The following is a 25,263-nucleotide window of genomic DNA, read 5'->3' on the forward strand; positions in this document are numbered from 1 at the left end:
TATCTTGTGTTGATTAGAAACAATCGTGCTAAGCTGATTAGCGAATTATTGGAGGGCGCTCTGACGAAGCTTCGATCAGTAATGGGGTGTTAGTGGTGCGCTCTATTTCCCATCATTATTCTGGAGCGACGTCCTGCTGAGTCTTGAGTCGGCCCACTTCGTCCAGATGCCTCCAGAGAAATTGCGCGGCTTCTTCACGCCGATCAGACTCGATGAGGTCGAGCAAATGGATGTGTTCCTGGCATTGCGCCATAAGACGAGTGCGATCGACGTTGGCTTTGTAGCCTATGAAGCGCCTGAGTTGATTTTGCTGGCGTATGGCATCGATGAAAAAGACATTTCCGGAGCACTGCACGATCAGTTCGTGAAACTGGGCGCCAACTTGGAACAGTTGGGCGCGGGACAAGGTGTGAATATCCCCATCGAGCATGGCCTGCTGTTGCTGCCTGGCCTTGGCAAACGCGGCGTGGTTAATCTGATAACCGGGCTCAAGCAGGGCGGCCGGCTCGATGGCCATACGGAAGCGGTAGCTTTGGATGTATGTCTGGGTGTTATGCACGAAGTCTTTGAGACCCCATCCTTGCCCCGGCTTGCGCTCCACCATGGCTTCGCTGGCCAGCCTGTTCAATACCTTAAGCAATTGTCCGCGGGGCACTTCGTAACGGCGCAACAGCTGCGCTTCGAAAAAGTGGGCAGGTATTTCCCCGCCAAGAATGTCGTCGACCACGCGAAGGTAAAAGTCTTCGAAAGGATCACTGGCGAGAGGGAATGTTGTTTCCTGAATCTGCCCTGCGCCTTGTTTCAAAAAGTAGCCACGATTGGGTTCCTGAATCGCGAGATCCCACTCAGCGAGCAAGGCAAAAACTCGCCGGATAGGCGAGCGCGAAACACCAAGCGCTTGCGCGAACGTCTGCTCGCGCAACGGCTCACCGGCTTTCATCGACCGGGCGCGAACCATGTCGATGACACGTGGGGCCAACTGCAAGGCGAGGTCTTTCTTGATCACAGGCTCTATCTCGAATGGTTAGCTTCAGTCCGTTCCCGTTGGGGTAGATACCCCCATCGGACTGGAGTTGGAAAATACCATACGAAGAGGATGTGGGTATCTGCACAAAGAACGCAGGTGGACGTGTCGACCAACCTTGTCGAGGCACATGAGTATGAAGGCTCCACGCATTTTTCTGATCCACGCGACCGCACTGGCGATCGATCCCATCACGGCGGCCTTCGCCCGGCTATGGCCGCAGGCACAGATCATCAATCTGCTCGAGGACTCGTTGTCCCGAGACCGAGTGGAGGAGGGCGGATTAACCACGAGTATGAAGGCGCGCTTTCTGACGCTTTCCCATTACGCAGTACAAAGCGCAGCGGATGCCATTCTGTTTACCTGTTCGGCTTTCGGCGATGCCATCGACCTGTGCAAGCCTGTTGTCTCCATTCCAGTACTCAAGCCGAACGAAGCCATGATCAACCTGGCTCTAACGCAAGCATCGCGTGTTGCCGTGCTAGCGACGTTCGAGCCTACCATCAGCTCGATAATGGCCGAGTTCAAGCAAGTGGCTGAGCGCAGTGGTCGAGCGCTGGAGGTGGTGCCCTATTTTGTCCCTGGTGCAATGCAGGCACTGAGTGAAGGGAACAGAGAAGGCCACGATACCGCCATCGCGGAAATGGCCGGTCAGGTCGGGGTCTGCGATCTGATCTGTTTCGCACAGTTTTCGATGACGAGCGCCGCAGGGCAGGCACAGGCTCGATCGGGTCTACCTGTATTGACCACTCCCGATAGTGCAGTGCTGGAGCTGCGAAGGATGCTCCAGGTTGATGATTTCGTTTCTTCCCAGGATGGATGTTTACCCAATGCTTAAATTCAATGCTCATCTCGGTTTCCAATTCAATGAGTTGCCTTTTCTGCAACGCATCGAAGCCGCCGCCGCAGCTGGTTTTCAGGCGGTGGAGTTCCCGTCCCCCTATGAATTCGACGCCAGCGAACTGGCTGATCACCTGGCTCAATACCGTCTGCCGTTGATTCAGTTCGCCGCACCGGCTGGCGTTACCAAAGGCATCGCTGCCTTGCAGGGCAAGGAAGAAGAGTTTCGCGCTGGCTTGGTCCAGGCCGCCCGCTATGCAAAGGCGCTGGCGTGTTCGGATGTCCACATCATGTCTGGCGTAACAACGCAGGATGAGGCAGCGCTTATCTTTGGGGGCAATCTGGAGTATGCAGTCAAGTACTTCGAAGATCAGGGTTTGCGGCCGCTTATCGAAGTGATCAGTTCGCAGGCGATGCCTGACTATTACATGTCTGACTTCAGCAAGGCGCAACAGGTGCTGGAGACCTTCCCGAGTGTTGGGCTGATTCTCGATCTTTACCATGCCCAGCTTCTGACCGGAGACGCAGCAAATGTTCTGGCTCGGTTTTATGACAGAACCGTCCATGTGCAAATTGCCGACTGCCCGGGTCGTCACGAACCGGGAACGGGGAGTATCGACTTTGCTTCCTTGTTCGCGGCGCTGGAGCAGCGTGGCTACCCAGGATGGATCGGGTGTGAATACCATCCTTCCGGTTCTACCGTTGCGAGCCTTGACTGGATTAAGCGGCTAAGTGCTTAGCGCTTGCGACGCGCGAACGACGTCACCATTGGCTCGGATCTGTTGGTGCGAAATGCCCGCGGTGTCGAACTGACGCCAGCGGGACAATCGCTGTTGTTCTATGCGCGTCATCTACACGATTTGACGTGAGGGGATTCCGAAAGCCAGAAACGACAAAGCCCTCGTATTTCTATGAGGGCTTTGTTTTGTATGGTGCCGGCACCAGGAGTCGAACCCGGGACCTACTGATTACAAGTCAGTTGCTCTACCAACTGAGCTATACCGGCGTGTTAGGGCGACGATTATAGCGATTGGGTTGGTTCTGTAAACCCCTGAATTCAGACTATTTTTGCGCAGGCGTCAGGCAGGACCCGCGAACGCTTCTGCGGGGCCGGCCAATGCGATTGCTTTAAAGCGTTACACGCCGTTTTTCACCGCGTTGATCAGGTCCTGACTCAGCACCTGCGCGGGCGCCACTTGCACGCTTTGCGTGTAGAACGGCGGCAGGTTCTGGGCCAGTGTCGATAACGCTTGGGCGGTGGTGTTGCCCGGCAGCAGCACGTATTGGAGGTTGGACGGATAGCTCTGCGGCACGGGGCCTTCCATGGTCGAGCCGTACGCGCCGAAGGTCATCACGGCCTGCGGTGTGGTGGGATCGGGTGCATAGAGGAAGACGAAGGTGCCGTACTTGGGATGTGTCAGGTATTGCTCGGCCTGGGCGCGAACCGCCGGGTCGGGGTCGTTCATCAGGGTCCAGCGCATGACCGCGTAGTTGCGGGTGGTTTCCATGAACGCTGTACGAATTGGCGACTGGTTCTCGACGCCTCCCAGACACACCAGCAGGTTGCCGAATGGATCGATGAGGGCTACCGAGTTGAACACCGGGCTGTGCTGTGCGGTTTGTAACAGTGGCGGGGCGAGTTCTGCGCCGGGGTCGCGTGGGTTGGCCGATTGCACGGTCAGCGCAAACGGGCTGAGCGCAGTCAGTGCCTGGCGGACTTTGCTGTTGGCCGGGAGGTTTGCCGGGTTTTGCAATTGATCCGGTGGCAGACCGCTGTTGTTGCTGGCCTCGCGTACGGTGTTGACGCTGGCGGAGAAGATCGAGCTGGTGAGGAAGTAAGCTGCCGAGTCGATGGTCTGGCCGCCGAATACCGGGCTGGTCGAACCTTGATAAGCCCGGCTGACCGGCGCCGCAATCGCGTAATAACCCCAGGTGCCCTGCGCCTGTTGGCGGATCTGCGGCGGCAGCGACGGAAAGGTGAACTGGCTGTTGTAGTTGATGCCTGCGTAGTCATCGATCGCACTGACGGCGACGTTAAACCCTGCAGTCAGCAGTGAACCAGCGCACATGGCGCACGGGTCCAGCGTGGTGACGACAGTCAACTGATTGGGCGGTGGCAGGTTCAATGGCGCGACGTTTTCATAGTACCAGTCCACCAATTGCCGCTCGCCGTGGGCGGTCGGGTCATGAGGTAGAAAGTACGTGGTGCCACTGCCGGGGAAAGGCATCAGCACGTTGTTGTGCAGCGCGGCGATGACTTCGCCCGTTGCGTTGTTGATGATGGCGCCGCCCACCGCGAAGGTTTGCTGCAGCGCAGCATCAATGGCTTGGTTGGCGACGGTATCGACCGCTTCCTGCGCACTGTTCAATGTACTCATGTTTTTCCCAGCTCCTTGCTGTTTGAACGCCAGACAATTCTGGCGTTTGGCAAAGATAGTTGAGGTTTCGCAGGTCGTTTATGTTGTTTTGGCTGAATGCTTATGCACAACGGGATCTGTTCCGCATCTGCTTAGAGGCAAATTTGCGGAGCCGTTCTCATTTGATCGCAAATGCCTGTTTTTCCGCTTTTTTTACAGGTGTACGAAAATTGAACAGTTGTGTTTCAGCCCCGAAACAGCCGTATATATTGGATCCACGATAATTTCATCCCCAGAGTTATCCACAGGCTGAAGCGCTTTAAGGGCGCTCAGCCAGGATCAGGAAATTACGCGGTGTAAGCGGGGTTTCGCAGAAGGTTCCGAGGCGAACCGCATACCCTTGCTCGGCGAGGAAAAGGGCTCGATCGAGTACCAGCCACAGCTCCAATGGGCGTCGGAAAAGTCCGCGCAGTAGCTCGAGATTGCGCACTTCGGCCAGTCGCTGCCAACCGGAAGTTTCGAGCGCTGGCCAATTCTGCGGTCCGATTGTGGATAACTCCTTGAGCGAGGCCAAATGTTGGCAGTAATCGGCGAAAGATTTATCCAGCCAGGCACTGGGCAGCGAAGGGGTGGGCAGGTACTCGTCAACGCCGCGCAGTTGCCGTTGCAGCAGGTCGAAACCCAGGCGCCGGGCCATGGAGGTGTCGCGCTGACGTCGGACGCGAGCGCCGGCGGTGACGGTTTCGTTCATCGGCAGCGAGAGGTCTTCGAGCGACAGTTGTAGGTCGGATCGCATGCCCGCAGAGGAAATGGTCTGATACTCGCCCACACTGATCCGGTTGTAGCAGCAAGGGGCAATGGCCAGTTGCCTGCAACCGGTGGCGCTGGCGAGCTGCATCAGCCGCACATGCAGATCACCGCAGGCGTGCAGCGCTACCGGCGTGTGGTCAGCATTCAATAAAGAGGCGGCACCGGGCGCGAGTACATCTTGCTTGACATGCAGCGCATGCAATTGATGACGCTGGCTGAGTGCCTGACCGCTGGCGACCAGCGCCGGGTCGTATTCCAGGCAGGTTAGTTGTTGTCCGGATTGCAGCAGACGTCGACCCAAGTGGCCTTTGCCCGAGCACCAGTCCAGCCAATGGCTCGGCGCGTCAGCAAACTGCAAACGACTGGCGAAGGCCTCGATCTGCTGCCACTTGCGCCCCGGCACATCGACATTCAACCGATGGCCTGCCGTTTCAAGCGCATGCGCCGGCAACTCATCCACAGCGCTCAGCTCAAGGGACATCGCCGCCAATGAGGCAAACGGCTCCGGTGCGTCCAAAAGAGCTGGGTTGTTATGCGCGTGTTCCGCGTCCTCCAGCGATCGCCCTCGTAGCCAGGTCGCCAACTCAGGGTAGGACGCTTCCCAAGGAAGCTGCAGATGAGTAAACGGCCGAGGCTTCCACAGCGCCTGATGCTGGATCAGAAAAGCATCCAGCTCCGCGAAACGGGCGAGTAACGCCTCGCCCGTCAGCACGCAGGCATCAACGCCCTTGGCAGGCATCGACGCGCAGCCAGCGCTCCAGCAGCTTGAAGCCGCGAACCAGCACATAAGCCATCAGCAGATAGAACATGCCCGCCGCGAAGAATATCTCCACCGGCAGGTAGGTCCGGGCAATGATGGTGCGGGCCATGCCGGTCAGTTCCATCAGGGTCACGGTGCTGGCCAGGGCGCTGGCCTTGAGCATCAGGATGACTTCGTTGCTGTAGGCCGGCAGGCCGATGCGCGCTGCGCGGGGCAGGATAATGTAGAACATCGCTTTGGCTCGGGACATGCCCAGCGCCCGGGCAGCTTCAATCTCGCCCTTTGGAATCGCCTGAATCGAGCCGCGCAGGATCTCGGCGATGTAGGCCGCGGTGTGCAGGGTCATGGTCACGGTGGCGCACCAGAACGGACTGCGCAGATACGGCCACATCGAGCTGTTACGGATCGCGTCGAACTGCGCCAGGCCGTAGTAGACCAGGAACAGCTGAACCAGCAACGGCGTGCCGCGGAAAAAGAAGATGTAGCCGTAGGGGAATGCCCGCACGTACCAGAGTCGCGACGAGCGAGCGATGCCTAGCGGAATCGCCAATAGCAAACCGGCGATTACGGCGATGGCCACCAACTCCAGGGTCAGGGTTGCGCCCTGAGCCAGTTTCGGCAGCCACTTGATGATGACTTCCCAGTTCATTGGGTGCTCCTCGCGAAGCCGCGAGCGGCGCGTTTTTCCATGAAGTACATGCCGGTCATGGCGAGAACCGTCAGGCCCAGGTACATGAACGCGGCCACCATATAGAAGGTGAACGGCTGCTTGGACACGGTCACGCCGATTTGCGCGTGACGCATGATTTCTTCCAGGCCGATGACCGATACCAGTGCGGTGTCTTTCATCAGGATCATGAACAAGTTACCCAGGCCGGGCAGGGCGATGCGCCACATCTGCGGCATGATCAGCTTGGTGAAAATACGGAATTTCGACAGACCCAACGCCACACCCGCTTCGCGGTGACCTTTGGGGATAGCCAAAATTGCACCACGAAACACTTCCGTGGCGTAGGCGCCAAAGCACAGCCCCAGCGCAATCACGCCAGCGGCGAAGGCATTGAGTTCGAGGTCGGGGTTGCCGAAGAACTCGCCCAGGGCACGCATCAAGTTGACCGTGCCGAAGTAGATCAACAGCACCCAGAGCAATTCCGGGATGCCGCGAACCAGTGTCGAATAAGTGCCGCCAAGCCATTGCAGCGGCTTGTACGGGGAAGTCTTGGCCAAGGCGCCGAGCAGACCGAGCACCAGCCCCAGGCACAAGGCCGAGAGTGCCAGTTTCACAGTCATCAGCGCACCAGCGGCGAGCGCCGGGCCGAATCCGTAGAGATCGATAGTCATGGATTTCTTTTCAAATCGCGGCAGGCAATGCCAGGGACTGACGCCGTCAAATAACGGCGCCAGCCCGGCAGGTCAGAATCAATAGATGCTGAACGGGAAGTACTTGTCGTTGATCTTTTTGTAGGTGCCATCAGCGACGATTTCTTTCAGTGCGGTGTTCAGCTTCGTACGAATCTCATCGCCTTTACGTACAGCGATACCGATCTTGTCGCTTTCTTCCACCGGGTCGCCTTTGAACTCATAAGAACGGCCGGCGTCGCTTTTCAGCCACTCGTAGTTGACGTATTTGTCCGCGAGGATGCCGTCCAGACGACCGGAGGTCAGGTCGAGGTAGGCGTTTTCCTGGGTGTCGTAGAGTTTGATTTCAACGCCTTCCATGTTGTCTTCCAGCCAGGTGCCAGCGAGGGTCGCACGTTGTGCGCCGATCACTTTGCCTTGCAGGGAAGCCTTGTCGGTTTTGAAGTCGACGTCTTTCTTGGCGATGAATTGCAGCTTGTTGGAGTAGTACGGGTCGGTGAAGTCCACCGCTTGCTTGCGCTCGTCGGTGATCGACATCGAGGAGATCAGGAAGTCGAATTTCTTGGCGTTCAGGGCCGGAATGATGCCGTCCCAGTCGGACGTAACCACGGTGCATTCGACTTTCATCTTGGCGCACAGGGCATCGCCGATTTCTTTGTCGAAGCCGACGACATTGCCACTGGCATCTTTGTTGTTGAACGGCGGGTAGGCCGCTTCGATGCCCATCTTCAAGGTCTCGGCGGCGGCACCGGCGCTGAAGGCCAGGGTGACGGCAGCAGCCAGGAAGATCTTTTTGTAGTTCTGCATGCGGGTAGCTCCGTTAGCGGTTGCTGGACATGAATTGTTTGCAGCGCGCCGAAAGCGGGTTTTCGAACACCTGCTGTGGCGATCCTTGCTCTTCTACCAGGCCCTGGTGGAGGAACACCACCTCGCTGGACACCTGACGGGCAAAGCCCATTTCATGGGTGACCAGCAGCATGGTGCGGCCTTCTTCGGCCAATGCGCGGATGACATTAAGTACTTCCTGGACCATTTCCGGGTCAAGGGCGGAGGTGGGTTCGTCGAACAGAATCACCTTGGGCTGCATGGCCAGCGTTCGGGCGATGGCCGCGCGTTGTTGCTGACCGCCGGAGAGTTGCGCTGGGTAGGCGTGGCGTTTGTCGGCGATGCCGACCTTGGCCAGCAAGGCTTCGGCGACTTCGATGGCCTCGGCCTTGCTCTGGCCGAGTACGCGGCGCGGCGCTTCGATGATGTTGTCGAGCACGCTCATGTGCGGCCAGAGATTAAAGTTTTGAAACACAAAACCAATCTCGCTGCGCAGGCGATTGATCTGCTTGCCGTCGGCAGCGACCAGTTCGCCATTCTTGGCAGCTTTGAGCTTGAGTTCTTCGCCGGCCACCAGGATCTGGCCCTGATGCGGGTTTTCCAACAGGTTGATGCAACGAAGGAAGGTGGACTTGCCGGAACCGGAAGAACCCAGGATCGAGATCACGTCGCCGTCGCGGGCGGTCAGCGAGATGCCTTTAAGCACCTCAAGCTGTCCGTAGCGTTTGTGCAAGTTGCGGATTTCAAGCGCGGGCGTGGCCTCAGCCATGTGCGTTCCTCATAAGTATTTCGCTCCTGCTGTTGGCGGCCTTCCTGGCGAGGCGGCCAAGCTAGCATAGCGTCTGAATGGCAGCCAACAGCGCTATGGGCGGTAAACGGGTGGCCTGTGGCAGGTTGTCGCATCGGTACAGCAGACTGTCGCGCTGCTATCAACCGAACAGGCGTTTGAACCTGCTTTTAAATACAAAACAGCCGCAGGTCCCGTAAAAAAGGGCGCGATGTTGCCAGCTTTGGCGGGGTGTTGGAAGCGCTAACCGGCCAAACGTTCCTGAGCTGCACTTTTATTGTGCGTCGGACCATTTTTGGGTGTGTTTCTGGTGCGCCGCTTCGTTCTTAAAGTGGGTCGCAGGGTAACGATCTGGCGAATTGCCATTAATCTCAATGACTTGCGATGACTGTCCGGTCCGGCGGAGAGCCCCATCCCTGGGCGTTCTGTAACATTTTGGCGCAATTATTGCGTGCAGAATACGGAACGCCCCGTTGGTTTCTTTTTACGAGAGGGAACACCACGCCGGGTGGACGTAATCGCTTTTCCTTACAAAGGTAGTTTCAATGAGCAGTACCCCAAGCTCCAATGGCCTCGAACAGGGGCTCAAACCGCGTCATGTGACCATGCTGTCGATCGCCGGGGTTATCGGTGCCGGCCTGTTCGTCGGTTCGGGCCACGCCATCGCCGCCGCAGGCCCAGCCGTGCTGTTGGCCTACGCTGCCGCCGGTATGCTGGTGGTGCTGGTGATGCGCATGCTCGGCGAAATGGCCGTCGCTTCGCCGGACACAGGCTCCTTCTCGACGTATGCCGATCGCGCGATCGGTCACTGGGCCGGTTTCACCATCGGCTGGCTCTACTGGTGGTTCTGGGTGTTGGTGATTCCGCTGGAAGCCAACGCCGCCGCGACCATCTTGCACGCCTGGTTCCCGAATGTGGCGATCTGGGCCTTCACCTTGGTCATCACCTTGTTGCTGACGGTGACCAACCTGTTCAGCGTGAAGAACTACGGTGAATTCGAATTCTGGTTCGCTCTGGTCAAAGTCATCGCGATCATCGGCTTCATTGGCCTTGGCATTCTGGCGATCTTCGGCTTCCTGCCGACCAGCCAGGTCAGCGGCGTTTCGCACCTGTTCGACACCCAGGGCTTCCTGCCAAACGGCATGGGCGCAGTGTTGGGCGCGATCCTGACCACCATGTTTTCCTTCATGGGCACCGAGATCGTGACCATCGCGGCCGCGGAATCGAAGAACCCTGGCCAGCAAATCTCCAAGGCCACCAACTCGGTGATCTGGCGGATTGGCTTGTTCTACCTCGTATCGATCTTCATCGTTGTGGCCCTGGTGCCTTGGAACGACCCGGTGTTGGCAGCCGTCGGCTCCTACCAGACTGTGCTTGAGCGCATGGGCATCCCGAATGCCAAATTGATCGTCGACATCGTGGTGCTGGTTGCTGTGACCAGCTGCCTGAACTCGGCGCTGTACACCGCCTCACGCATGATGTTCTCTCTGGGCAAGCGCGGTGATGCACCGGCCGTTTCCCAGCGCACCAACAAGAGCGGCACGCCGTACTGGGCCGTCATGTTGTCCACCGGTGCTGCGTTTATCGCGGTTTTCGCCAACTACGTGGCCCCGGCCGCTGTGTTCGAATTCCTGCTGGCCAGCTCCGGCGCTATCGCGCTGCTGGTGTATTTGGTGATCGCCATCTCGCAACTGCGTATGCGCAAGCAGCGCATGGCCCGCGGTGAAAAAATCGCCTTCAGCATGTGGCTGTTCCCGGCCCTGACCTACGCGGTGATCATCTTCATCGTTGCGGCCCTGACCATCATGCTGTTCCAGGAAGCGCATCGCGTGGAGATCCTCGCGACCGGTCTGCTGAGTTTGCTGGTGGTGGCTGCCGGTTTGCTTGTGGCTCGCCGTCGCAAACTGCAGAAGATGGGTGCGGTGGTGCTGAACTGATTCGTACCGCATAACGCAAACGGCCGCTGTCAGTGATGACAAGCGGCCGTTTTTGTTTCTGTCAGTTGTACTGGGCTCAATCGGGGTGAACCCAGTCTTCTACGCGTAGCCCTGGAACCCGATCAAATTCGCGTAGGTTGTTGGTGACCACTATGAATCCGCGTGAACGTGCGTGGCCGGCAATCATGTGGTCGTAGGGCCCGATAGGCGTTCCGTCCTTGGCCAACTCGGATCGAATCATACCGGTGTGCGCAGCCGCTTCATTGTCGAAAGGCAAGACCTCAAGGCGTGCCACAAAACCCTCGATCACCGCGAGGTTCTTTTCCGGTGCGGCCGATTTTTCGGCGCCGTAGAACAACTCCATCAGCGTGACGGCACTGATGCATAGCTGCCCGTTATGACGATTGAAAGCTTCTCGTACGATTTGCGGTTTGTTCTTGATGGTGAAGATGCAGATGTTGGTATCGAGCATGTATTTGATCATCAGAACGACTCACGCTCCTGATCGGCGGGTTGTTCACGATCGGTCATGAAATCTGCACTTACGCCATCCCCGTCAAACCAGCTGTCCCATGTTTCATCTGCGGGAGTGATGATGCGAGCCCTGCCGATGGCAACTACGTTGACTCGTTTCACGTCGCTTGGCATGGCAACAGCTTTGGGGAGGCGGACAGCCTGGCTTCGATTGCTCATGAAAAGGGTGGTCTGTTCCATTTTGGCCTCCTGCGGTTTTGTAGGTGCTGTGAGCCCAAAGAATAGATTTCTTAAGGGATATGTCAATGGGATATACGCGGTCGCTGACGAGGGGTCATGTCAGATCGTTTTGGGTTATTGGCTTCTCAAACAAAAAACGGCCGCTGTCAGTGATGACAAGCGGCCGTTGTTGTTTCTGAGGTGAGTGTTTACTCAGCCTTTTCTTCCAGCGCGTCCAGCGACTCGCGATAGCTGTCGAGCGCCGTGCCAAAGTCGGTGATGAACTGCGGATCTGTCAGCCAGGCCTGGGCGGTGTCGCGGTCCATGCCGTCGGCCCACATGCGGTAATCGATCAGCATGTCGGCGGCCAGGTGAGTGGCGGCCATGGCTTCGTTGTCGGCGTTTTCCAAGTCCAGCAGTTCTGGATGGTCGCTGATGATGCCGGCGAGGTTCGACAGCAAGGTCAGCAGCATGTCGTTGCGGCTGGTGGCTTCTGCGTCGCGCATTTTGCTGAACATCGCCAGGGTGTATTCCGGGATCGGCTCGCCGATTTCCCCCAGGTCATCGTCCAGCGCGACGGGTTTTCTGCCGTGGATATTGATTTGCTTGGCTTTGATCTTGGCGCGTTTGGCGCGTTTCTGTTGCTTGTTCAGGGAGGCCATGGGAACTCAGTTCGGTTTCTGTTGGTTTTGGGCCGCGATAGCTTCGGAAGCTGCCACGTAATCAATCTGGAAGGCCGGGGATTCGATCCAGGCCAGGGCACTGGCTTCGTCTGCTTCGGTGGACCATTGGCGGTACTCGATCAGCGCAGCGATGATGAAGTCTGTCGCTGTTTCTTCGCCTTCCTGCTCCAGCACCAGCGCGAGCAGCGGGTGTTCAAGAAACGCCGCGCACATAGCTTGTTGGCTGATCTTTTGCGCGTCGATCATTTCTTTGAACAGGTCGGTAAGGTCCACCGATTCGAAGTCGATACGATCATCGTTCGGGTCCAGCTCGACCGGCGCGGCAGCCCGTTGGGTGCGGTTCTGCTTGGCCTTGGCTTTGGCGCGTGTGGCGCGTTTTTGCTGCTTGTTGGCGGAGGCCATGGGCGTCGTTCCGTATTTCGTTGAGTGGGCGCATCAGTCAGTTGCGTGGCACTAGCCGCCCAGGTGTGTCGGGGGTCAGTTCGCCGGTCTGCAGCCAGGACAATGCAATGGGCCATAGTGTGGCTTGGTATGCGCTACGAAAAAAGGCGAAATGTCCGACTTCTTGTTCGCCGAGGTCTTCGGGGGTGATTCGCAAGTGGGCGTTCGTGCTGTTGGTGAAGTAACCGAGCAGGCGTTCGATGGCCGGAATTGTGCCGTAAGGGTCGTCGCTGATGCTGATGGCCAGGTTTTGTGCGGTGACGGATGAGAAGGGCAGTCGCCCGGATTTTGCGTGAAGGACGCGACCGCTGGGGCGTTTCTCGTAGTGCGCGGTGGGCATGCTCCAGTCGCGAACCACGCCAGCGGGGGTGTCCTCTAGCCAGCCGAGACGTTTGCCGGGGAAGTAGCCGTAAAGCAATGTCATCAACGGCATCACCAGATGCCACTTGCCGAACATCCGCCAACGATGGGCCGGCGCGTAATCGCGCCAGTAAGCGAATTGCGCACCGACGGTCACCAGACGTCGAATCAAATGCCCGGAAGCTCCCAGGCCCGCTGCACAGCCTCCAAAGCTGTGGCCTACAACATCGATGGGTTGCCCGGGAAATTCACGCTGAGCGCGCTTGAGCATCGCCTCAAAGTCCAGCGCGCCCCAATCTGACCATGAAGCCCGAAGCCCTTTCAGCGACACGGGTCGCGATTCGCCGATGCCACGGTAGTCGTAAGTGATCACGTCGAAGCCGTTGGCGTACAGGTAATCGGCAAAGCGCGAGTAGTGCCGACAGCGGACCGATGTTGCGGCGTTGATGATCACCACAGGACGGGTCGAGTCTTGATTCGCGTGCCGCCAGGTGAAGCCGCCAAGGATGAAGCCGTCGGCGGCGGGTTCCTTGAAAGAGTCACCAGGTGTGCCGGTGGGTAACGGCAATTCAAGTTGCGTCGGGGCCAGTGAGGGCATGTCCTGCAAATTCATCGGCTTTGAACCTTTGCGGTTAGCCAGTCACCATAGTCTTCACGCCGTTTATGAACAATCCACCCGTGCTTGTCGGGGCCTTTGCTTGAGTAACCGCTCCTCAAGCACCGCCCACTCCCGATCCAGTTCTGTGCGAAGTTCCTCCTCGCTCGGCAGTACCAGTCTGTAGGTACTGGCGAACAGTTGTTCGTTGCCTTGCAGTACTGAATAGCGCACCACCGATTCATCTTTTTGCGCGCAGAGAATGAGGCCGACGGTGGGGCCATCCTCCGGTCCGCGCTTAAGGTCGTCGTACATGCGCACGTACATGTCCATCTGGCCGACATCCTGGTGGGTCAGTACGCCGCGCTTGAGGTCGAAGATGACGAAGCACTTGAGCAGGTAGTTGTAGAACACCAGATCGATGTAGAAGTCTTTGCTCTCGGTACTGATGCGTTGCTGGCGAGCGATGAAGGCAAAGCCTTTGCCCAATTCGAGCAGGAAGCCCTGGAGTTGATTGATCAATGCTTGTTCAAGTTCACTTTCCTGGATCAAGCCCGCATTGGGCAAGCCGAGAAACTCCAGTAGCACTGGGTCCCGGATGAAATCCCGAGGGCTGGCGTTCATTTGCTGGATGTTGGTGGCGGCTTCCTGTTTGACGGCACAGCGGTCTCGGCTTGCCAGCAGGCGTTCGTAGTAGAGCGTGTTGATCTGGCGTTCCAATGCGCGGCTTGACCAGTTTTGAACAGCCGACTCGTTCATGTACCAGTGGCGAGCGTGATCGTTTTCAACACGCAGTAACCTACGGTAGTGCGTCCAGCTCAATTCGTGACGCAGTGCGTCACGAATTGGGAATGCTTGATAGAACAGGCGCATGTAGCGAAGGTTGGAGATGTCAAAGCCTTTGCCAAACTCAGCTGTCAGACTCGTCGCCAGCGTCGCCAGCAACTGCTTCCCATATCCCGCCCGCCGAGCGCCTTCCTGCTCGAACTCCACAATATGCCGTCCGATCTGCCAACAGGTTTGCACTTGGACGGTATCGACCGCACGTAATACCTTCTGACGCGCTTCGCGGATCAATTCGCCAAGATTGCCGAGCAGTGAGGTTATTTGTGGATCTTTGTTACCGGGTTTGAGGGAGGTCATGACATTTTCCGCAGCTGAAGGAAACAGGCGGAAGAGGATGGCAAGAGAGTGATAGCCCGCGATGCCGGGCGTTGCTGGTAAATCGGAAGGAAAGGTGGATTTGCTTTGCAGGACCGGGCCGACGGCGGCTCATGCATGAAGAGCACATCACGTAGTCCAATTCGCAGTGACCCCAAGTGCGAATCGATCTAAAACTTGAACATTCAGCAACAAATCTAACGGGAGTAACGATTGGGTTCCGCGCAACCCGGGAGTCGCCATCATGAAGTACATCCATTCACTCTTGCCCATCGCCGCTGTTGGCGTATTGATGTTTCCCGTCATGTTGAGCGCTGCCAGTCTTGAACCCGTCGACAGCTCGGGCGTGCAAGTCCAGCCGCAACAACAAGGCGGGATCACTTACCTGTCCGGGGGGATCGGCGAGGATGAGTCGAAAGCCATCCAGCAAGCTGCCGGCTACAACCTGCACATGACATTCTCTATCGGTGTGGAGAACAAATACGTTCCCGATGTGGATGTGGTCATTCAGAAAGAACCAGGGCAGACGGTGCTGACGCTGAGTCAGGCTGGCCCGCTGGTGTACGTTCAGCTACCTCCCGGCAAGTACACCGTGGTGGCGACGCGTAATGGCGAGGCGAAGCATGACACTGCGGATGTAGGAAGCGGCACGGCCCGTAATCTGGTTTTTCACTGGAGTGGTGAAGAATAAATGGATGAGGTACTTACGTTGATCAGCCTTCCTTTGCCATTACACTCCCGCGCCTCATAAGCGCGTTAGAAGGGATGCTGAACTTGAAAGGGATTTTGCGTGTGGGTTCTGTCGTGAGCCTTGCATTGATGCTCGCCGGTTGCGGAACAATGATCGGCCGAATGGGTAACGCAACGAAAGTCGACTACTACAAAGGCGTCGATGGCAATCTGCAGTTGCTTGGCGTGAGGGGCGGGGATGGAATGCCGGCGGCTGTTATTTGTTACTTCATGATCGTCTGCCCGCTTATCACGGTGGTTTCCCTGCCCGTGGATGCCGCGCTGGACACCGTGTTGCTGCCGGTCGATTACGTCAACACGCTATGAGGCTTGCTTCAGCCTGAAGCGAAGGTTGATCAGCCAAAAGGCGACTCGGCTTTCCGTAAGGGAAGGAAAAAGTACCGTGGATGGGACAGCCGAATCGCGCCTGATCAAATCCAAGACATAAAAAAACCCTGAATCTTGCGATTCAGGGTTTTCGGTATTTGGTGCCCAGAGACGGAATCGAACCGCCGACACGGGGATTTTCAATCCCCTGCTCTACCGACTGAGCTATCTGGGCAACGGGGCGCATTAAACTGGTTTTTCAGGGGGTCGTCAAGAAAGTTTTCAAAAAAATTTTAATTATTACCGTCGCTTACGTTCCGACCCTCGAAAAAGCGGGATTATTCAGCCGGCGGAACGTAGCCGTCGGCTTTGGCGTATTCCTCGCCGGAGAAGTACTTGTCCATCTCGCCCTGAAGATATTTGCGGTCTTCGGTGTTCATCATGTTCAGGCGTTTTTCGTTGATCAGCAGGGTCTGGTGTTTCTGCCAATCTGCCCAGGCCTTGGCCGAGACGTGGTCAAAAATGTCCTGACCTTTTGCGCCTGGAAATGGAGCGCGCTCCAGGGCGGGCAATTCTTCTTTGTACTTGCGGCACATGATGGTGCGGGTCATGACGACTCTCCTGCGTTCAATACGGCAGCCGCGCGTTCGAGCAAGGTTTTGACCGGGGCGGCAAGGCCCAGGCGCGGCGGGGTGGCGAGGTTATACCAGAGCCAGTCGGCCTCGGCCACGTGATGGCCGGCCTCCTGGACCTGAACCAGCCAGGGTTCGATGGACAACTGAAAATGACTGAAGGTGTGTACCAGGCTCGGCAGCGCCTGTTGGCTGCCCAGTTCCAGCGAGTGCTGCGAAGCCAGATGTTGCAGGTCGTCGAGGTCGTCGAGTTCCGGCAGGCTCCATAGACCGCCCCACAAGCCCGTGGAAGGGCGACGGTAAAGCAGAATCGCGCCGTCACCGTTGGCGAGCATCGGCATCAGCGTACGCTTCTGTGGCACGGCTTTACGCGGTTTGGGGATCGGGTAGCGCGTCTCCAGGCCGAGCATGTGCGCTTCGCAGCCCTTTTCGAGCGGGCAGAGCAGGCAACTCGGCTTGCTACGGGTGCAAAGCGTGGCGCCCAGATCCATCATCGCCTGGGTGTAGGCGTTGACCCGATCATGCGGTGTAAAGCGCTCAGCGTTCGCCCATAGCTGTTTGGCGACCTTTGGCTCGCCCGGATAACCCTCTTGCGCGGTAAAGCGCGCCAGCACCCGTTTGACGTTGCCGTCGAGGATCGGCGCCCGCAGACCCATGCTCAGGCTGGCGATGGCGCCCGCCGTGGACAGGCCGATGCCCGGTAGATCCGTGAGTTTTTCCACATCGCGGGGAAACTCGCCACCGTACTGCTCGACGACAATCTTCGCGGTCTTCTGCAAATTGCGCGCACGGGTGTAGTAACCGAGGCCGGTCCACAGGTGCAGAACTTCGTCTTCCGGCGCGGCGGCCAGGGCCTCGATCGTTGGCAACGAGGCCATGAACCGATCAAAGTAGTTCAGCACGGTGCTGACCTGGGTCTGTTGCAACATGATTTCCGAGACCCACACCCGATACGGGGTGATGCCTTGTTGCCAGGGCAAATCGTGACGGCCGTGGCGGTCGTACCAGTCCAGCACCGCCGATGAAAACTGCTCGGCTCTCATCGCTTGAACAGCCCCTTCAATGCGTTTTTCAGTTCAGGACTGACCTTGTCGCCAAGCTTCTCGTCGATTTTTTCGCTGATCCGTTCGCCGGCCAGTTTGCTCGCGACCTCGCCCATGCGTTCGTTATCGAGGCGGCAAGCCTTGGCGCCCAGTTCCAGCGGACCACGGCAGCGCAGCGGCCACTCGATGCCGACGAACTTCTCGCCGACCTGGCAGGCAGGGTCCGGCATGTCGCTCTTGTCGCCTTCGACGATAACGCCCACGCGATAGTCCATGCCCAGCACCCGCAGATCGACATCGCCGTCGCCGTTGACGGTCATGCCCGGGATGCGCACTTTCAGGTCCGGGTTGCTGGCCACGCCGTTACGGAAGGTCAGGTTGCCCTTGAGTTCCTGGAACGGTGTGTCCTTGCCCCGTGGCTCCCCGCTGAGGGATTTACGGTTCAGGGTGGCGATGCCTTTGCACAGCTGTTGTTCGAGGTTGGCATTGAGCAGCACACCGTTGTTGATGACGAAACTGGCGTTGCCGTTGAGGGTTTCGATCAGCGCTTTCTGGCTGTTGCCGCTGCCGGTCAGGTTGCTGTTGAGCGTCACCAGACCTTTGACCGGTGGAATTTTACCCTGGCTTTCGAGGATTTTTTCCACCGGTACTTTGCTGATGCTCGACTGCATGTTCAGCGCTGGCACTTGTTGGCGCACGTCGAGCGTACCTTTGGCGTCGAAGTTGCCGTCGTACAGGTCGCCGCGAAGGCTTTCCAGTGTCAGCAGACCGCCCTGGCCTGTGGCCTTGAGCGCAGCGTTCTGTATCGGCAATTTATCGAGCGTCAACTGACCGAAGGTGAGGTCAGCGTCTACGTCGAGTTTGCTCAGGCGTTCCACCGGCAGCAGGCGCTCGTTGCTCCACGCGTCTTTGGTCGGTGCTTGCGGCAGCGGTGTGCTGCCCGCGCCAGCCAATGCATCGGCTTCGGTGCTGGCCACTTCGGCCTTACGCACTTGCGTCGCGCTACTGGCTTCGGCGGATTTTGGTGGCAGATAACGGTCGACGTTGAAGGTGTCGGCCTTGAGGTTCGCCCGCAGCGATTGTTTGGCGAAGTCCTCGACGGCGATGCGGCCGCTGAAGGTGCTGTCGTCGACTTTCAGGTTGATGTTGTCGAGCACCACACTGGTCGGCGTGCCAGCCAGGCGGCTGACTAACTCGACTTTGCTCAGGCTACCGTCAGCCATCGCCGGAAGCTTCTGGCCGATGCTGTCGACGAATTTCGCCAGATCGAACTGGGCGATCGACAGGCCGCCGCTGATTTGCGGGGTTTTGTCGAGGTCGTTGACCTTCAGTTCACCCAATGCGCGCAGTTGGTTGGCGGAAATCTTGATGCCAGTCCATTCGGCGACGTTCGCGGCTTTATCCAGCAGCAACTGGCCTTGAGCAGCGAAGGTCATGGTTTTGCCTTGCAGCGGATCGCCAGCCACTTCGCCAGTGAGTTTCATGTCTTCGAGTTTGTAGCGCTGCAGTGCGCGCTCGAAACGCAGCTCGCCGTTGAGCTCGGTACGGACACGCAAGACCGGCTGGTTGGTGCCCAGGAACGCGGTGAGTTTGACCGGGATGTTCGTGGAGTCATGCACCGGCCCGGTGCTCAGCTGGATGCTTTCGGCGCTGTATTGCTTGCCGGTTTTTTCGTCGCTGTATTCAACGCGGGCGTTGTTGACGGTCAGGCTGTCGATGTCCAGGCGAATCGGCTGGGCCGGTTTTTCCGCTTGGGCGGTGGTCTCAGTCGCTGGTTCGCCAGTGGTCGCGGGCGGCGTGGCCGGCGCCGGTGCCTTGCCGATGTCTTGCCAGTTGCCGTGGCCGTCCTTGTCGCGGTTCAGGCGCAGGTTCAGGCCTTCGACGCGCACATCGCTCATCTGCACTTCTCGGCGCAGCAGCGGCAGCACACGGACCGACAGACCGAGCATCTGCAAATCAGCGAACGGCTCGGTGGGCTTGGCCAGGGTCGCGACGCTGGCTTCATGCAATTCCAGGCCCAGCCACGGGAACAGGCTCCAACCGATATCGCCATTGAGCGTCAGCTCGATGTGGGCCTTGTCGCGGGCTATCTGGCGAATCTCGTCTTTATAGTCGTTGGGATCAAAGAGGTGGGTCAGGGCAAAGCCCAGCGCCACAATGATCAGCAACAGCCCGAGAAGTACCAGACCCAGGATTTTGCCGAACGCTTTCATGGGCGAGTCCTTGTAGTTAGTCGAATTCGAAATTTAGCCGGGGAGTATAGCGCTCCGCAGCGGACGACCGGTCAGCGATCACGTCGGCAACTCGTCCAGCGGCATTATCAGTTTGGCCGCCAGCGCTTGCGCCTCCAGATGCCCGGCAGGCGCCAGCAAGCGCAATGTCGCGCCCGATTGCGACGCCATTTTCTGCGCTTCGTTCACCAGGCGCTCGGCCACGCCACGCCGACGGGTAATTTTTCGTACGCATAGTTGGGACAGATGCCAGACATCCTGGTGCCGTTGCAGGCGTGCCGCGCCCAAAAGCCGATCGTTGAAGCGGCCGGCAATCAGCGAACCGTCCAGCAGGCAGCTTTCGATCAACTGCAAATCTCCGGCAAACGGGGCAAACAGCCAGTCCGGTGCATCGCGGTAGATCTTCTGCAGATCTTGCTGATCCTGATAAGTGGCTTCGTTTAGCGGCTCGACAATGATCGGCATGAGGGGTCCTTCAGTGGTACGAGAACTGATGACATACAAAAGGTGATATCACTTTGATTTTTCTGTCACGTACAGATGGTAACCTCTGCCGGTTCGTCCGTCCTTCTGCGACGTGATGTCGCATCAAAATGGAGCTTCACCTCAAAAACAGTCATGCGTGCGCATAAAGGCTGGGGGTGAGGAGCGCTGACGAACCATTCTAATAATTGGGGGATACACAATGACCACGAGCATCACGGCGGACGGCCTCAAAGCCGACCAGCCCGCGTTCCTGTCCAAGGAGCGCATCATCGCCAAGCCTGGTTTCAACCGTTGGCTGGTACCACCGGCCGCCCTGGCCATCCACCTGTGCATCGGCATGGCCTACGGCTTTTCGGTGTTCTGGTTGCCACTGTCCAAAGCCTTGGGCGTGACCAAGGCAGTGACCTGCGCGCCGGACATGAGCTTCATCTCGCAAGTCTTCTCGTCCCAATGTGACTGGCCGATCTCGATGCTCGGCTGGATCTACACTCTGTTCTTCATCTTCCTCGGTTGCTCGGCCGCCATCTGGGGCGGCTGGCTGGAACACGCCGGGCCACGCAAGGCTGGCGTTGTATCGGCACTGTGCTGGTGTGGCGGTCTGCTGATTTCAGCGCTGGGGGTCTATACCCACCAGATATGGCTGATGTGGATCGGCTCCGGGGTCATTGGCGGTATCGGCCTGGGCCTGGGTTACATCTCGCCCGTATCGACTCTGATCAAGTGGTTCCCGGACAAGCGCGGTATGGCGACCGGCATGGCGATCATGGGTTTCGGTGGGGGCGCAATGGTCGGTGCTCCGCTGGCCGCAGTATTGATGGGCCACTTCGCTTCGCCAACCAGCGTCGGCGTATGGCAGAGCTTCTTGGTGATGGCCGCGATCTATTTCGTGTTCATGATCGGTGGCGCACTGTCCTACCGCGTTCCGCCAACCGGCTGGAAGCCTGAAGGCTGGACGGCTCCGGCGAAGAAAGCTTCCAACGCGATGATCACCCACCGTCACGTCCACGTGAACGTGGCGTGGAAAACCCCGCAATTCCGTCTGGTGTGGCTGGTGCTGTGCCTGAACGTTTCGGCAGGTATCGGCATCCTCGGCATGGCTTCGCCGCTGTTGCAGGAAGTATTCGCTGGCACGTTGTTGGGTAACGGCCTGACATTTGGTCAGCTCGACGCCTCGCAGTTGGCCTCGATCGCGGCGATTGCTGCCGGTTTCACCGGTTTGCTGAGCCTGTTCAACATCGGTGGCCGCTTCTTCTGGGCCTCGTTCTCGGACTACCTGGGCCGCAAAAACACTTATTTCGTGTTCTTCGCGCTTGGTTTTGCCCTGTACGCGTTGATCCCGAACCTCGGTCACCTGGGCAACGTTGCGCTGTTCGTGGCGGCCTTCTGCATCATCCTGTCGATGTACGGCGGTGGTTTTGCGACTGTCCCTGCGTATCTCGCGGATCTGTTCGGTACGCAAATGGTCGGCGCGATCCACGGTCGTCTGTTGACGGCGTGGGCGGCGGCGGGTGTGTTGGGTCCGGTGTTGGTGAACTACCTGCGTGAGTATCAGCTGAGCATCGGCGTTGAACGCGCCGCGGCTTACGACATCACCCTGTACATCCTCGCGGGCCTGCTGGTGCTGGGTTTCATCTGCAACCTGCTGGTGCGTCCGGTGGCCGATAAGTACTTCATGACCGACGCTGAACTGGCCGCCGAACAGGCGCTGGGCCACGACAAAGGTGCTGACAGCAGCACCGTATTGGAGTGGAAAGCGGATGCGGGCACCAAGCCTTTGGCAGTGGCTGCGTGGCTGGTGGTGGGTATTCCGTTGGCGTGGGGTGTTTGGGTGACCCTGCAGAAAACGGCGGTTCTGTTCCACTAAGTAAACGCATCACTCCTGTGGGAGCGAGCCTGCTCGCGAATGCGGTCTGACATTCGACAGAGATGTTGAATGTAAAGGCCTCTTCGCGAGCAGGCTCGCTCCCACATTTGTTTTGTGGTGTGTACAAATGGCTTGTATGGACATGTCTATCCCCGACAGCATGGGGTTCAGTCCGTCAGTCATATCACCTCCCGTGTTTCTGTTTCCCGCCCGCGCCCCTATAATGATTGCCTTTTTCGCCCAATGATTTTGCGGAGCTGGTGATGGCCGAACGTAAGGCGTCAGTCGAGCGCGACACTCTGGAAACCCAGATCAAAGCCTCGATCAACCTGGATGGCACCGGAAAGGCCCGATTTGATATCGGTGTTCCTTTTCTTGAGCACATGCTGGACCAGATCGCCCGTCACGGGCTGATCGACATGGATATTGTCAGCAAGGGCGACCTGCATATCGACGACCACCACACCGTGGAAGACGTCGGTATCACCCTGGGTCAGGCCTTCGCCAAAGCCATCGGCGACAAGAAAGGCATCCGTCGCTACGGCCACGCCTACGTGCCGCTCGATGAAGCGCTGTCGCGCGTGGTGATCGACTTCTCCGGCCGCCCTGGCCTGCAGATGCATGTTCCCTACACCCGCGCCACCGTCGGCGGTTTCGACGTTGACCTGTTCCAGGAATTCTTCCAGGGCTTCGTCAATCACGCCCTCGTCAGCCTGCACATCGACAACCTGCGTGGCACCAACACTCACCACCAGATCGAAACCGTGTTCAAGGCTTTCGGCCGCGCCCTGCGCATGGCGGTAGAGCTGGATGACCGCATGGCCGGTCAAATGCCGTCGACCAAAGGCGTTCTGTAATGCAGACGGTCGCGGTTATCGATTACGGCATGGGCAACCTGCACTCGGTGGCCAAGGCCCTCGAGCACGTCGGTGCCGGCAAGGTGCTGATCACCAGCGATGCCGATGTGATTCGCGAAGCCGACCGGGTGGTATTCCCCGGCGTCGGCGCGATTCGCGATTGCATGGCGGAGATCCGTCGCCTGGGCTTCGATTCGCTGGTGCGTGAAGTCAGCCAGGACCGTCCGTTCCTTGGCATCTGTGTGGGCATGCAAGCCTTGCTCGACAGCAGTGAAGAGAACGACGGCGTCGACTGCATCGGCCTGTTCCCGGGCGCGGTGAAGTTCTTCGGCAAAGACCTGCACGAAGACGGCGAACACCTGAAAGTCCCGCACATGGGCTGGAACGAAGTGAAGCAGAAGGTGAGTCACCCGCTGTGGCACGACATTCCGGACCTGGCGCGTTTCTACTTCGTGCACAGCTACTACATCGCTGCCGGCAATGCGCGGCAAGTGGTGGGCGGCGGTCACTACGGTGTCGATTTCGCTGCGGCGCTGGCCGATGGCTCGCGTTTCGCCGTGCAGTTCCACCCGGAGAAAAGCCATACCCATGGCCTGCAATTGCTGCAGAACTTCGCCGCGTGGGATGGTCGCTGGTAAATGGCCGTCAAGAAGAAGCCGCCGATCCTGACCCTCACTCCCGAACAGGAGAACGAGGCCAATCACAAGATCAAGCGCTTTATGGAAGATCGCTTCGAACTGGACCTGGGTTCGTTCGAAGCGGCCGAAATCCTTGAGCTGTTTACCCGTGAAATTGCGCCGCACTATTACAACAGGGCGATTTTCGATGTGCAGACGCACCTCAAAGAGAGGTTCGAAAGCATCGAAAGCGACTTGTGGGCGCTCGAGAAAAACTGATTTTCGAGCGAAGCTGAACAATCGAATTTGAAGGTTTGCCAGATGCTGATTATTCCCGCTATCGATCTTAAAGACGGTGCCTGTGTTCGTCTGCGCCAGGGCCGCATGGAAGATTCCACGGTGTTCTCCGATGACCCGGTGAGCATGGCTGCCAAGTGGGTGGAGGGCGGTTGCCGTCGTCTGCATCTGGTCGACCTGAACGGCGCCTTCGAAGGTCAGCCGGTCAACGGCGAAGTGGTGACTGCCATCGCCAAGCGCTACCCGAACCTGCCGATCCAGATTGGCGGCGGTATCCGTTCCCTGGAAACCATCGAACACTACGTGAAAGCCGGCGTGAGCTACGTGATCATCGGCACCAAAGCCGTGAAAGATCCGGCCTTCGTCGCCGAAGCCTGCCGCGCATTTCCGGGCAAAGTGATCGTGGGTCTGGATGCCAAAGACGGTTTTGTCGCCACTGATGGCTGGGCTGAAATCAGCACCATTCAGGTGATCGACCTGGCCAAGCAATTCGAAGCCGACGGCGTATCCGCGATCGTTTATACCGACATCGCCAAAGACGGCATGATGCAGGGCTGCAACGTACCGTTCACCGCTGCGCTGGCCGCTGCAACGAAGATCCCGGTGATCGCCTCCGGTGGCATCCACAACCTCGGCGACATCAAGTCGCTGCTCGACGCGAAAGCGCTAGGCATCATCGGCGCCATCACTGGCCGGGCGATCTACGAAGGCACTCTCGATGTCGCTGAAGCGCAAGCTTTCTGCGATTCGTACAAAGGCTGAGGACTGACCATGGCGCTGGCCAAACGCATCATCCCTTGCCTGGACGTGGATAACGGCCGGGTGGTCAAGGGCGTCAAGTTCGAGAACATCCGTGATGCCGGCGACCCGGTGGAAATCGCCCGTCGTTACGACGAGCAGGGTGCCGACGAGATTACTTTTCTCGACATCACCGCCAGCGTCGATGGCCGCGACACCACGCTGCATACCGTCGAGCGCATGGCCAGCCAGGTGTTCATCCCGCTGACCGTGGGCGGCGGTGTGCGTACCGTGCAGGACATTCGCAATCTGCTGAATGCCGGCGCGGACAAGGTTTCGATCAACACTGCTGCGGTATTCAATCCTGAGTTTGTTGGTGAAGCGGCTCAGCATTTCGGTTCGCAGTGCATCGTCGTTGCGATCGACGCCAAGAAAGTTTCCGGTCCGGGCGAAACCCCGCGCTGGGAAATCTTCACCCACGGCGGTCGCAAGCCTACCGGTCTCGACGCCGTTGAGTGGGCGAAGAAGATGGAAGGCCTGGGCGCCGGTGAAATCCTGCTGACCAGCATGGACCAGGACGGCATGAAAAACGGCTTCGATCTGGGCGTTACCCGCGCGATCAGCGATGCATTGGGTATTCCGGTGATTGCTTCGGGCGGCGTCGGCAACCTGCAGCACTTGGCTGACGGCATTCTAGAAGGCCACGCCAGTGCAGTATTGGCGGCGAGTATTTTCCACTTTGGCGAATACACCGTGCAGGAAGCCAAGGCCTACATGGCTCATCGCGGCATCGTGATGCGCTAAACAAAC

28 protein-coding genes and 2 tRNA genes are annotated in these 25,263 nt (G+C 58.3%); 11 read left to right on the forward strand and 19 right to left on the reverse strand.

Annotation, left to right across the window (positions count from 1 at the left end):
• Nucleotides 1-115 precede the first annotated feature (115 nt).
• A complete protein-coding gene (locus QFX16_RS01450) occupies nt 116-1,006 on the reverse strand; it encodes a GntR family transcriptional regulator (RefSeq protein ID WP_283182544.1) in 891 nt (296 codons plus the stop codon).
• Nucleotides 1,007-1,160: 154 nt separating this feature from the next.
• Between QFX16_RS01450 and QFX16_RS01455 the strand changes: the two genes are divergently transcribed.
• Both QFX16_RS01455 and QFX16_RS01460 read left to right on the forward strand, forming a co-directional pair.
• Entirely contained in the window at nt 1,161-1,862 is a 702-nt protein-coding gene (locus QFX16_RS01455) for an aspartate/glutamate racemase family protein (protein WP_283184504.1), read from the forward strand.
• Nucleotides 1,855-2,604 carry a hydroxypyruvate isomerase family protein gene (locus QFX16_RS01460; protein ID WP_283182545.1) on the forward strand — a complete coding sequence of 250 codons (750 nt, stop codon included), beginning with the start codon at nt 1,855-1,857 and terminating at the stop codon, nt 2,602-2,604. The genes QFX16_RS01455 and QFX16_RS01460 overlap by 8 nt, the downstream gene beginning before the upstream one ends.
• A 190-nt stretch (nt 2,605-2,794) precedes the next feature.
• Here the strand turns inward: QFX16_RS01460 and QFX16_RS01465 are convergent.
• The 7 genes from QFX16_RS01465 to QFX16_RS01495 form a co-directional block, all read right to left on the reverse strand.
• A tRNA-Thr gene (locus tag QFX16_RS01465) sits at nt 2,795-2,870 on the reverse strand.
• A gap of 130 nt (nt 2,871-3,000) precedes the next feature.
• Nucleotides 3,001-4,242 (reverse strand): nucleoside deaminase, encoded by a 1,242-nt coding sequence (locus tag QFX16_RS01470; RefSeq protein WP_283182546.1) that lies wholly within the window; start codon nt 4,240-4,242, stop codon nt 3,001-3,003.
• A 298-nt stretch (nt 4,243-4,540) separates the two neighbouring features.
• Complete coding sequence (locus QFX16_RS01475) at nt 4,541-5,770, reverse strand: methyltransferase (protein ID WP_283182547.1); 1,230 nt, start codon at nt 5,768-5,770, stop codon at nt 4,541-4,543.
• Nucleotides 5,751-6,440: an ABC transporter permease gene (locus QFX16_RS01480; protein ID WP_283182548.1), complete on the reverse strand. Its 690-nt coding sequence runs from the start codon at nt 6,438-6,440 to the stop codon at nt 5,751-5,753. Before QFX16_RS01480 ends, QFX16_RS01475 begins: the two co-directional genes overlap by 20 nt.
• On the reverse strand, nt 6,437-7,132 hold the full coding sequence (locus tag QFX16_RS01485) for an ABC transporter permease (protein WP_149416717.1): 696 nt from the start codon (nt 7,130-7,132) through the stop codon (nt 6,437-6,439). Before QFX16_RS01485 ends, QFX16_RS01480 begins: the two co-directional genes overlap by 4 nt.
• 78 nt (nt 7,133-7,210) lie before the next feature.
• A complete protein-coding gene (locus tag QFX16_RS01490; RefSeq protein WP_095127574.1) occupies nt 7,211-7,957 on the reverse strand; it encodes an ABC transporter substrate-binding protein in 747 nt (248 codons plus the stop codon).
• Nucleotides 7,958-7,970: 13 nt separating this feature from the next.
• Nucleotides 7,971-8,744: an ABC transporter ATP-binding protein gene (locus QFX16_RS01495; RefSeq protein ID WP_007897462.1), complete on the reverse strand. Its 774-nt coding sequence runs from the start codon at nt 8,742-8,744 to the stop codon at nt 7,971-7,973.
• Nucleotides 8,745-9,307: 563 nt separating this feature from the next.
• On the opposite strand from QFX16_RS01495, the gene gabP reads away from it, so the two are divergent.
• On the forward strand, nt 9,308-10,699 hold the full coding sequence (gene gabP, locus QFX16_RS01500) for a GABA permease (RefSeq protein WP_283182549.1): 1,392 nt from the start codon (nt 9,308-9,310) through the stop codon (nt 10,697-10,699).
• Between the two features lie 76 nt (nt 10,700-10,775).
• On the opposite strand, the gene vapC is transcribed toward gabP, so the two are convergent.
• From vapC to QFX16_RS01530, 6 genes are all read right to left on the reverse strand, one after another.
• Nucleotides 10,776-11,183 carry a type II toxin-antitoxin system tRNA(fMet)-specific endonuclease VapC gene (gene vapC / locus QFX16_RS01505; RefSeq protein ID WP_283182550.1) on the reverse strand — a complete coding sequence of 136 codons (408 nt, stop codon included), beginning with the start codon at nt 11,181-11,183 and terminating at the stop codon, nt 10,776-10,778.
• On the reverse strand, nt 11,183-11,413 hold the full coding sequence (vapB, locus tag QFX16_RS01510) for a type II toxin-antitoxin system VapB family antitoxin (protein ID WP_033058311.1): 231 nt from the start codon (nt 11,411-11,413) through the stop codon (nt 11,183-11,185). Before vapB ends, vapC begins: the two co-directional genes overlap by 1 nt.
• 188 nt (nt 11,414-11,601) lie before the next feature.
• Nucleotides 11,602-12,054, reverse strand: a complete 453-nt coding sequence (locus QFX16_RS01515; protein WP_283182551.1) for a hypothetical protein — start codon at nt 12,052-12,054, stop codon at nt 11,602-11,604.
• A 6-nt stretch (nt 12,055-12,060) separates the two neighbouring features.
• Entirely contained in the window at nt 12,061-12,477 is a 417-nt protein-coding gene (locus QFX16_RS01520) for a hypothetical protein (protein ID WP_283182552.1), read from the reverse strand.
• Between the two features lie 37 nt (nt 12,478-12,514).
• Nucleotides 12,515-13,489: an alpha/beta hydrolase family protein gene (locus QFX16_RS01525; RefSeq protein ID WP_283182553.1), complete on the reverse strand. Its 975-nt coding sequence runs from the start codon at nt 13,487-13,489 to the stop codon at nt 12,515-12,517.
• Nucleotides 13,490-13,537: 48 nt separating this feature from the next.
• Nucleotides 13,538-14,614 carry a PDDEXK nuclease domain-containing protein gene (locus tag QFX16_RS01530; protein ID WP_283182554.1) on the reverse strand — a complete coding sequence of 359 codons (1,077 nt, stop codon included), beginning with the start codon at nt 14,612-14,614 and terminating at the stop codon, nt 13,538-13,540.
• Nucleotides 14,615-14,876: 262 nt separating this feature from the next.
• Here QFX16_RS01530 and QFX16_RS01535 point away from each other — a divergent pair, with 262 nt between their 5' ends.
• Nucleotides 14,877-15,323: a carboxypeptidase regulatory-like domain-containing protein gene (locus QFX16_RS01535; RefSeq protein WP_283182555.1), complete on the forward strand. Its 447-nt coding sequence runs from the start codon at nt 14,877-14,879 to the stop codon at nt 15,321-15,323.
• Between the two features lie 161 nt (nt 15,324-15,484).
• Nucleotides 15,485-15,688, forward strand: a complete 204-nt coding sequence (locus QFX16_RS01540) for a YceK/YidQ family lipoprotein (RefSeq protein WP_349294103.1) — start codon at nt 15,485-15,487, stop codon at nt 15,686-15,688.
• Nucleotides 15,689-15,847: 159 nt separating this feature from the next.
• On the opposite strand, the gene QFX16_RS01545 is transcribed toward QFX16_RS01540, so the two are convergent.
• The 5 genes from QFX16_RS01545 to QFX16_RS01565 form a co-directional block, all read right to left on the reverse strand.
• A tRNA-Phe gene (locus tag QFX16_RS01545) sits at nt 15,848-15,923 on the reverse strand.
• Nucleotides 15,924-16,026: 103 nt separating this feature from the next.
• Nucleotides 16,027-16,299 (reverse strand): oxidative damage protection protein, encoded by a 273-nt coding sequence (locus QFX16_RS01550; RefSeq protein WP_283182557.1) that lies wholly within the window; start codon nt 16,297-16,299, stop codon nt 16,027-16,029.
• Entirely contained in the window at nt 16,296-17,363 is a 1,068-nt protein-coding gene (gene mutY, locus QFX16_RS01555; RefSeq protein WP_283182558.1) for an A/G-specific adenine glycosylase, read from the reverse strand. Before mutY ends, QFX16_RS01550 begins: the two co-directional genes overlap by 4 nt.
• Nucleotides 17,360-19,576, reverse strand: a complete 2,217-nt coding sequence (locus tag QFX16_RS01560) for an AsmA family protein (RefSeq protein ID WP_283182559.1) — start codon at nt 19,574-19,576, stop codon at nt 17,360-17,362. The genes mutY and QFX16_RS01560 overlap by 4 nt, the downstream gene beginning before the upstream one ends.
• A gap of 78 nt (nt 19,577-19,654) precedes the next feature.
• Nucleotides 19,655-20,059, reverse strand: a complete 405-nt coding sequence (locus tag QFX16_RS01565) for an acetyl-CoA sensor PanZ family protein (RefSeq protein ID WP_283182560.1) — start codon at nt 20,057-20,059, stop codon at nt 19,655-19,657.
• A gap of 220 nt (nt 20,060-20,279) precedes the next feature.
• On the opposite strand from QFX16_RS01565, the gene QFX16_RS01570 reads away from it, so the two are divergent.
• From QFX16_RS01570 to hisF, 6 genes are all read left to right on the forward strand, one after another.
• Nucleotides 20,280-21,944, forward strand: a complete 1,665-nt coding sequence (locus QFX16_RS01570; RefSeq protein WP_283182561.1) for an OFA family MFS transporter — start codon at nt 20,280-20,282, stop codon at nt 21,942-21,944.
• 263 nt (nt 21,945-22,207) lie between these two features.
• On the forward strand, nt 22,208-22,801 hold the full coding sequence (gene hisB / locus QFX16_RS01575) for an imidazoleglycerol-phosphate dehydratase HisB (RefSeq protein ID WP_123367004.1): 594 nt from the start codon (nt 22,208-22,210) through the stop codon (nt 22,799-22,801).
• Nucleotides 22,801-23,439 (forward strand): imidazole glycerol phosphate synthase subunit HisH, encoded by a 639-nt coding sequence (hisH, locus tag QFX16_RS01580; protein ID WP_059181795.1) that lies wholly within the window; start codon nt 22,801-22,803, stop codon nt 23,437-23,439. The genes hisB and hisH overlap by 1 nt, the downstream gene beginning before the upstream one ends.
• Entirely contained in the window at nt 23,440-23,697 is a 258-nt protein-coding gene (locus QFX16_RS01585) for a DUF2164 domain-containing protein (protein ID WP_008024930.1), read from the forward strand. It abuts the gene before it with no gap.
• A 42-nt stretch (nt 23,698-23,739) separates the two neighbouring features.
• Nucleotides 23,740-24,477 carry a 1-(5-phosphoribosyl)-5-[(5-phosphoribosylamino)methylideneamino]imidazole-4-carboxamide isomerase gene (hisA, locus tag QFX16_RS01590; RefSeq protein ID WP_283182562.1) on the forward strand — a complete coding sequence of 246 codons (738 nt, stop codon included), beginning with the start codon at nt 23,740-23,742 and terminating at the stop codon, nt 24,475-24,477.
• Nucleotides 24,478-24,486: 9 nt separating this feature from the next.
• Nucleotides 24,487-25,257: an imidazole glycerol phosphate synthase subunit HisF gene (gene hisF, locus QFX16_RS01595; protein ID WP_007897430.1), complete on the forward strand. Its 771-nt coding sequence runs from the start codon at nt 24,487-24,489 to the stop codon at nt 25,255-25,257.
• The last annotated feature ends 6 nt before the right edge of the window (nt 25,258-25,263 follow it).

The organism is Pseudomonas svalbardensis, assembly GCF_030053115.1.
In the GTDB taxonomy this organism is placed as follows: Bacteria; Pseudomonadota; Gammaproteobacteria; order Pseudomonadales; family Pseudomonadaceae; genus Aquipseudomonas; species Aquipseudomonas svalbardensis.

What these genes read in the sequence shown, in the direction of transcription:
- QFX16_RS01520 (WP_283182552.1), bottom strand. Translation starts at nt 12,477, where the DNA reads ATGGCCTCCGCCAACAAGCAGCAAAAACGCGCCACACGCGCCAAAGCC.
- QFX16_RS01515 (WP_283182551.1), bottom strand. Translation starts at nt 12,054, where the DNA reads ATGGCCTCCCTGAACAAGCAACAGAAACGCGCCAAACGCGCCAAGATC.
- QFX16_RS01585 (WP_008024930.1), top strand. Translation starts at nt 23,440, where the DNA reads ATGGCCGTCAAGAAGAAGCCGCCGATCCTGACCCTCACTCCCGAACAG.
- QFX16_RS01550 (WP_283182557.1), bottom strand. Translation starts at nt 16,299, where the DNA reads ATGACCCGCACCATCATGTGCCGCAAGTACAAAGAAGAATTGCCCGCC.
- QFX16_RS01560 (WP_283182559.1), bottom strand. Translation starts at nt 19,576, where the DNA reads ATGAAAGCGTTCGGCAAAATCCTGGGTCTGGTACTTCTCGGGCTGTTG.
- mutY (WP_283182558.1), bottom strand. Translation starts at nt 17,363, where the DNA reads ATGAGAGCCGAGCAGTTTTCATCGGCGGTGCTGGACTGGTACGACCGC.
- QFX16_RS01535 (WP_283182555.1), top strand. Translation starts at nt 14,877, where the DNA reads ATGAAGTACATCCATTCACTCTTGCCCATCGCCGCTGTTGGCGTATTG.
- hisB (WP_123367004.1), top strand. Translation starts at nt 22,208, where the DNA reads ATGGCCGAACGTAAGGCGTCAGTCGAGCGCGACACTCTGGAAACCCAG.
- vapB (WP_033058311.1), bottom strand. Translation starts at nt 11,413, where the DNA reads ATGGAACAGACCACCCTTTTCATGAGCAATCGAAGCCAGGCTGTCCGC.
- QFX16_RS01470 (WP_283182546.1), bottom strand. Translation starts at nt 4,242, where the DNA reads ATGAGTACATTGAACAGTGCGCAGGAAGCGGTCGATACCGTCGCCAAC.
- QFX16_RS01495 (WP_007897462.1), bottom strand. Translation starts at nt 8,744, where the DNA reads ATGGCTGAGGCCACGCCCGCGCTTGAAATCCGCAACTTGCACAAACGC.
- hisA (WP_283182562.1), top strand. Translation starts at nt 23,740, where the DNA reads ATGCTGATTATTCCCGCTATCGATCTTAAAGACGGTGCCTGTGTTCGT.
- QFX16_RS01490 (WP_095127574.1), bottom strand. Translation starts at nt 7,957, where the DNA reads ATGCAGAACTACAAAAAGATCTTCCTGGCTGCTGCCGTCACCCTGGCC.
- QFX16_RS01485 (WP_149416717.1), bottom strand. Translation starts at nt 7,132, where the DNA reads ATGACTATCGATCTCTACGGATTCGGCCCGGCGCTCGCCGCTGGTGCG.
- hisH (WP_059181795.1), top strand. Translation starts at nt 22,801, where the DNA reads ATGCAGACGGTCGCGGTTATCGATTACGGCATGGGCAACCTGCACTCG.
- QFX16_RS01475 (WP_283182547.1), bottom strand. Translation starts at nt 5,770, where the DNA reads ATGCCTGCCAAGGGCGTTGATGCCTGCGTGCTGACGGGCGAGGCGTTA.
- QFX16_RS01525 (WP_283182553.1), bottom strand. Translation starts at nt 13,489, where the DNA reads ATGAATTTGCAGGACATGCCCTCACTGGCCCCGACGCAACTTGAATTG.
- QFX16_RS01565 (WP_283182560.1), bottom strand. Translation starts at nt 20,059, where the DNA reads ATGCCGATCATTGTCGAGCCGCTAAACGAAGCCACTTATCAGGATCAG.
- vapC (WP_283182550.1), bottom strand. Translation starts at nt 11,183, where the DNA reads ATGATCAAATACATGCTCGATACCAACATCTGCATCTTCACCATCAAG.
- gabP (WP_283182549.1), top strand. Translation starts at nt 9,308, where the DNA reads ATGAGCAGTACCCCAAGCTCCAATGGCCTCGAACAGGGGCTCAAACCG.
- QFX16_RS01460 (WP_283182545.1), top strand. Translation starts at nt 1,855, where the DNA reads ATGCTTAAATTCAATGCTCATCTCGGTTTCCAATTCAATGAGTTGCCT.
- QFX16_RS01480 (WP_283182548.1), bottom strand. Translation starts at nt 6,440, where the DNA reads ATGAACTGGGAAGTCATCATCAAGTGGCTGCCGAAACTGGCTCAGGGC.
- QFX16_RS01455 (WP_283184504.1), top strand. Translation starts at nt 1,161, where the DNA reads ATGAAGGCTCCACGCATTTTTCTGATCCACGCGACCGCACTGGCGATC.
- QFX16_RS01540 (WP_349294103.1), top strand. Translation starts at nt 15,485, where the DNA reads ATGGGTAACGCAACGAAAGTCGACTACTACAAAGGCGTCGATGGCAAT.
- QFX16_RS01570 (WP_283182561.1), top strand. Translation starts at nt 20,280, where the DNA reads ATGACCACGAGCATCACGGCGGACGGCCTCAAAGCCGACCAGCCCGCG.
- hisF (WP_007897430.1), top strand. Translation starts at nt 24,487, where the DNA reads ATGGCGCTGGCCAAACGCATCATCCCTTGCCTGGACGTGGATAACGGC.
- QFX16_RS01530 (WP_283182554.1), bottom strand. Translation starts at nt 14,614, where the DNA reads ATGACCTCCCTCAAACCCGGTAACAAAGATCCACAAATAACCTCACTG.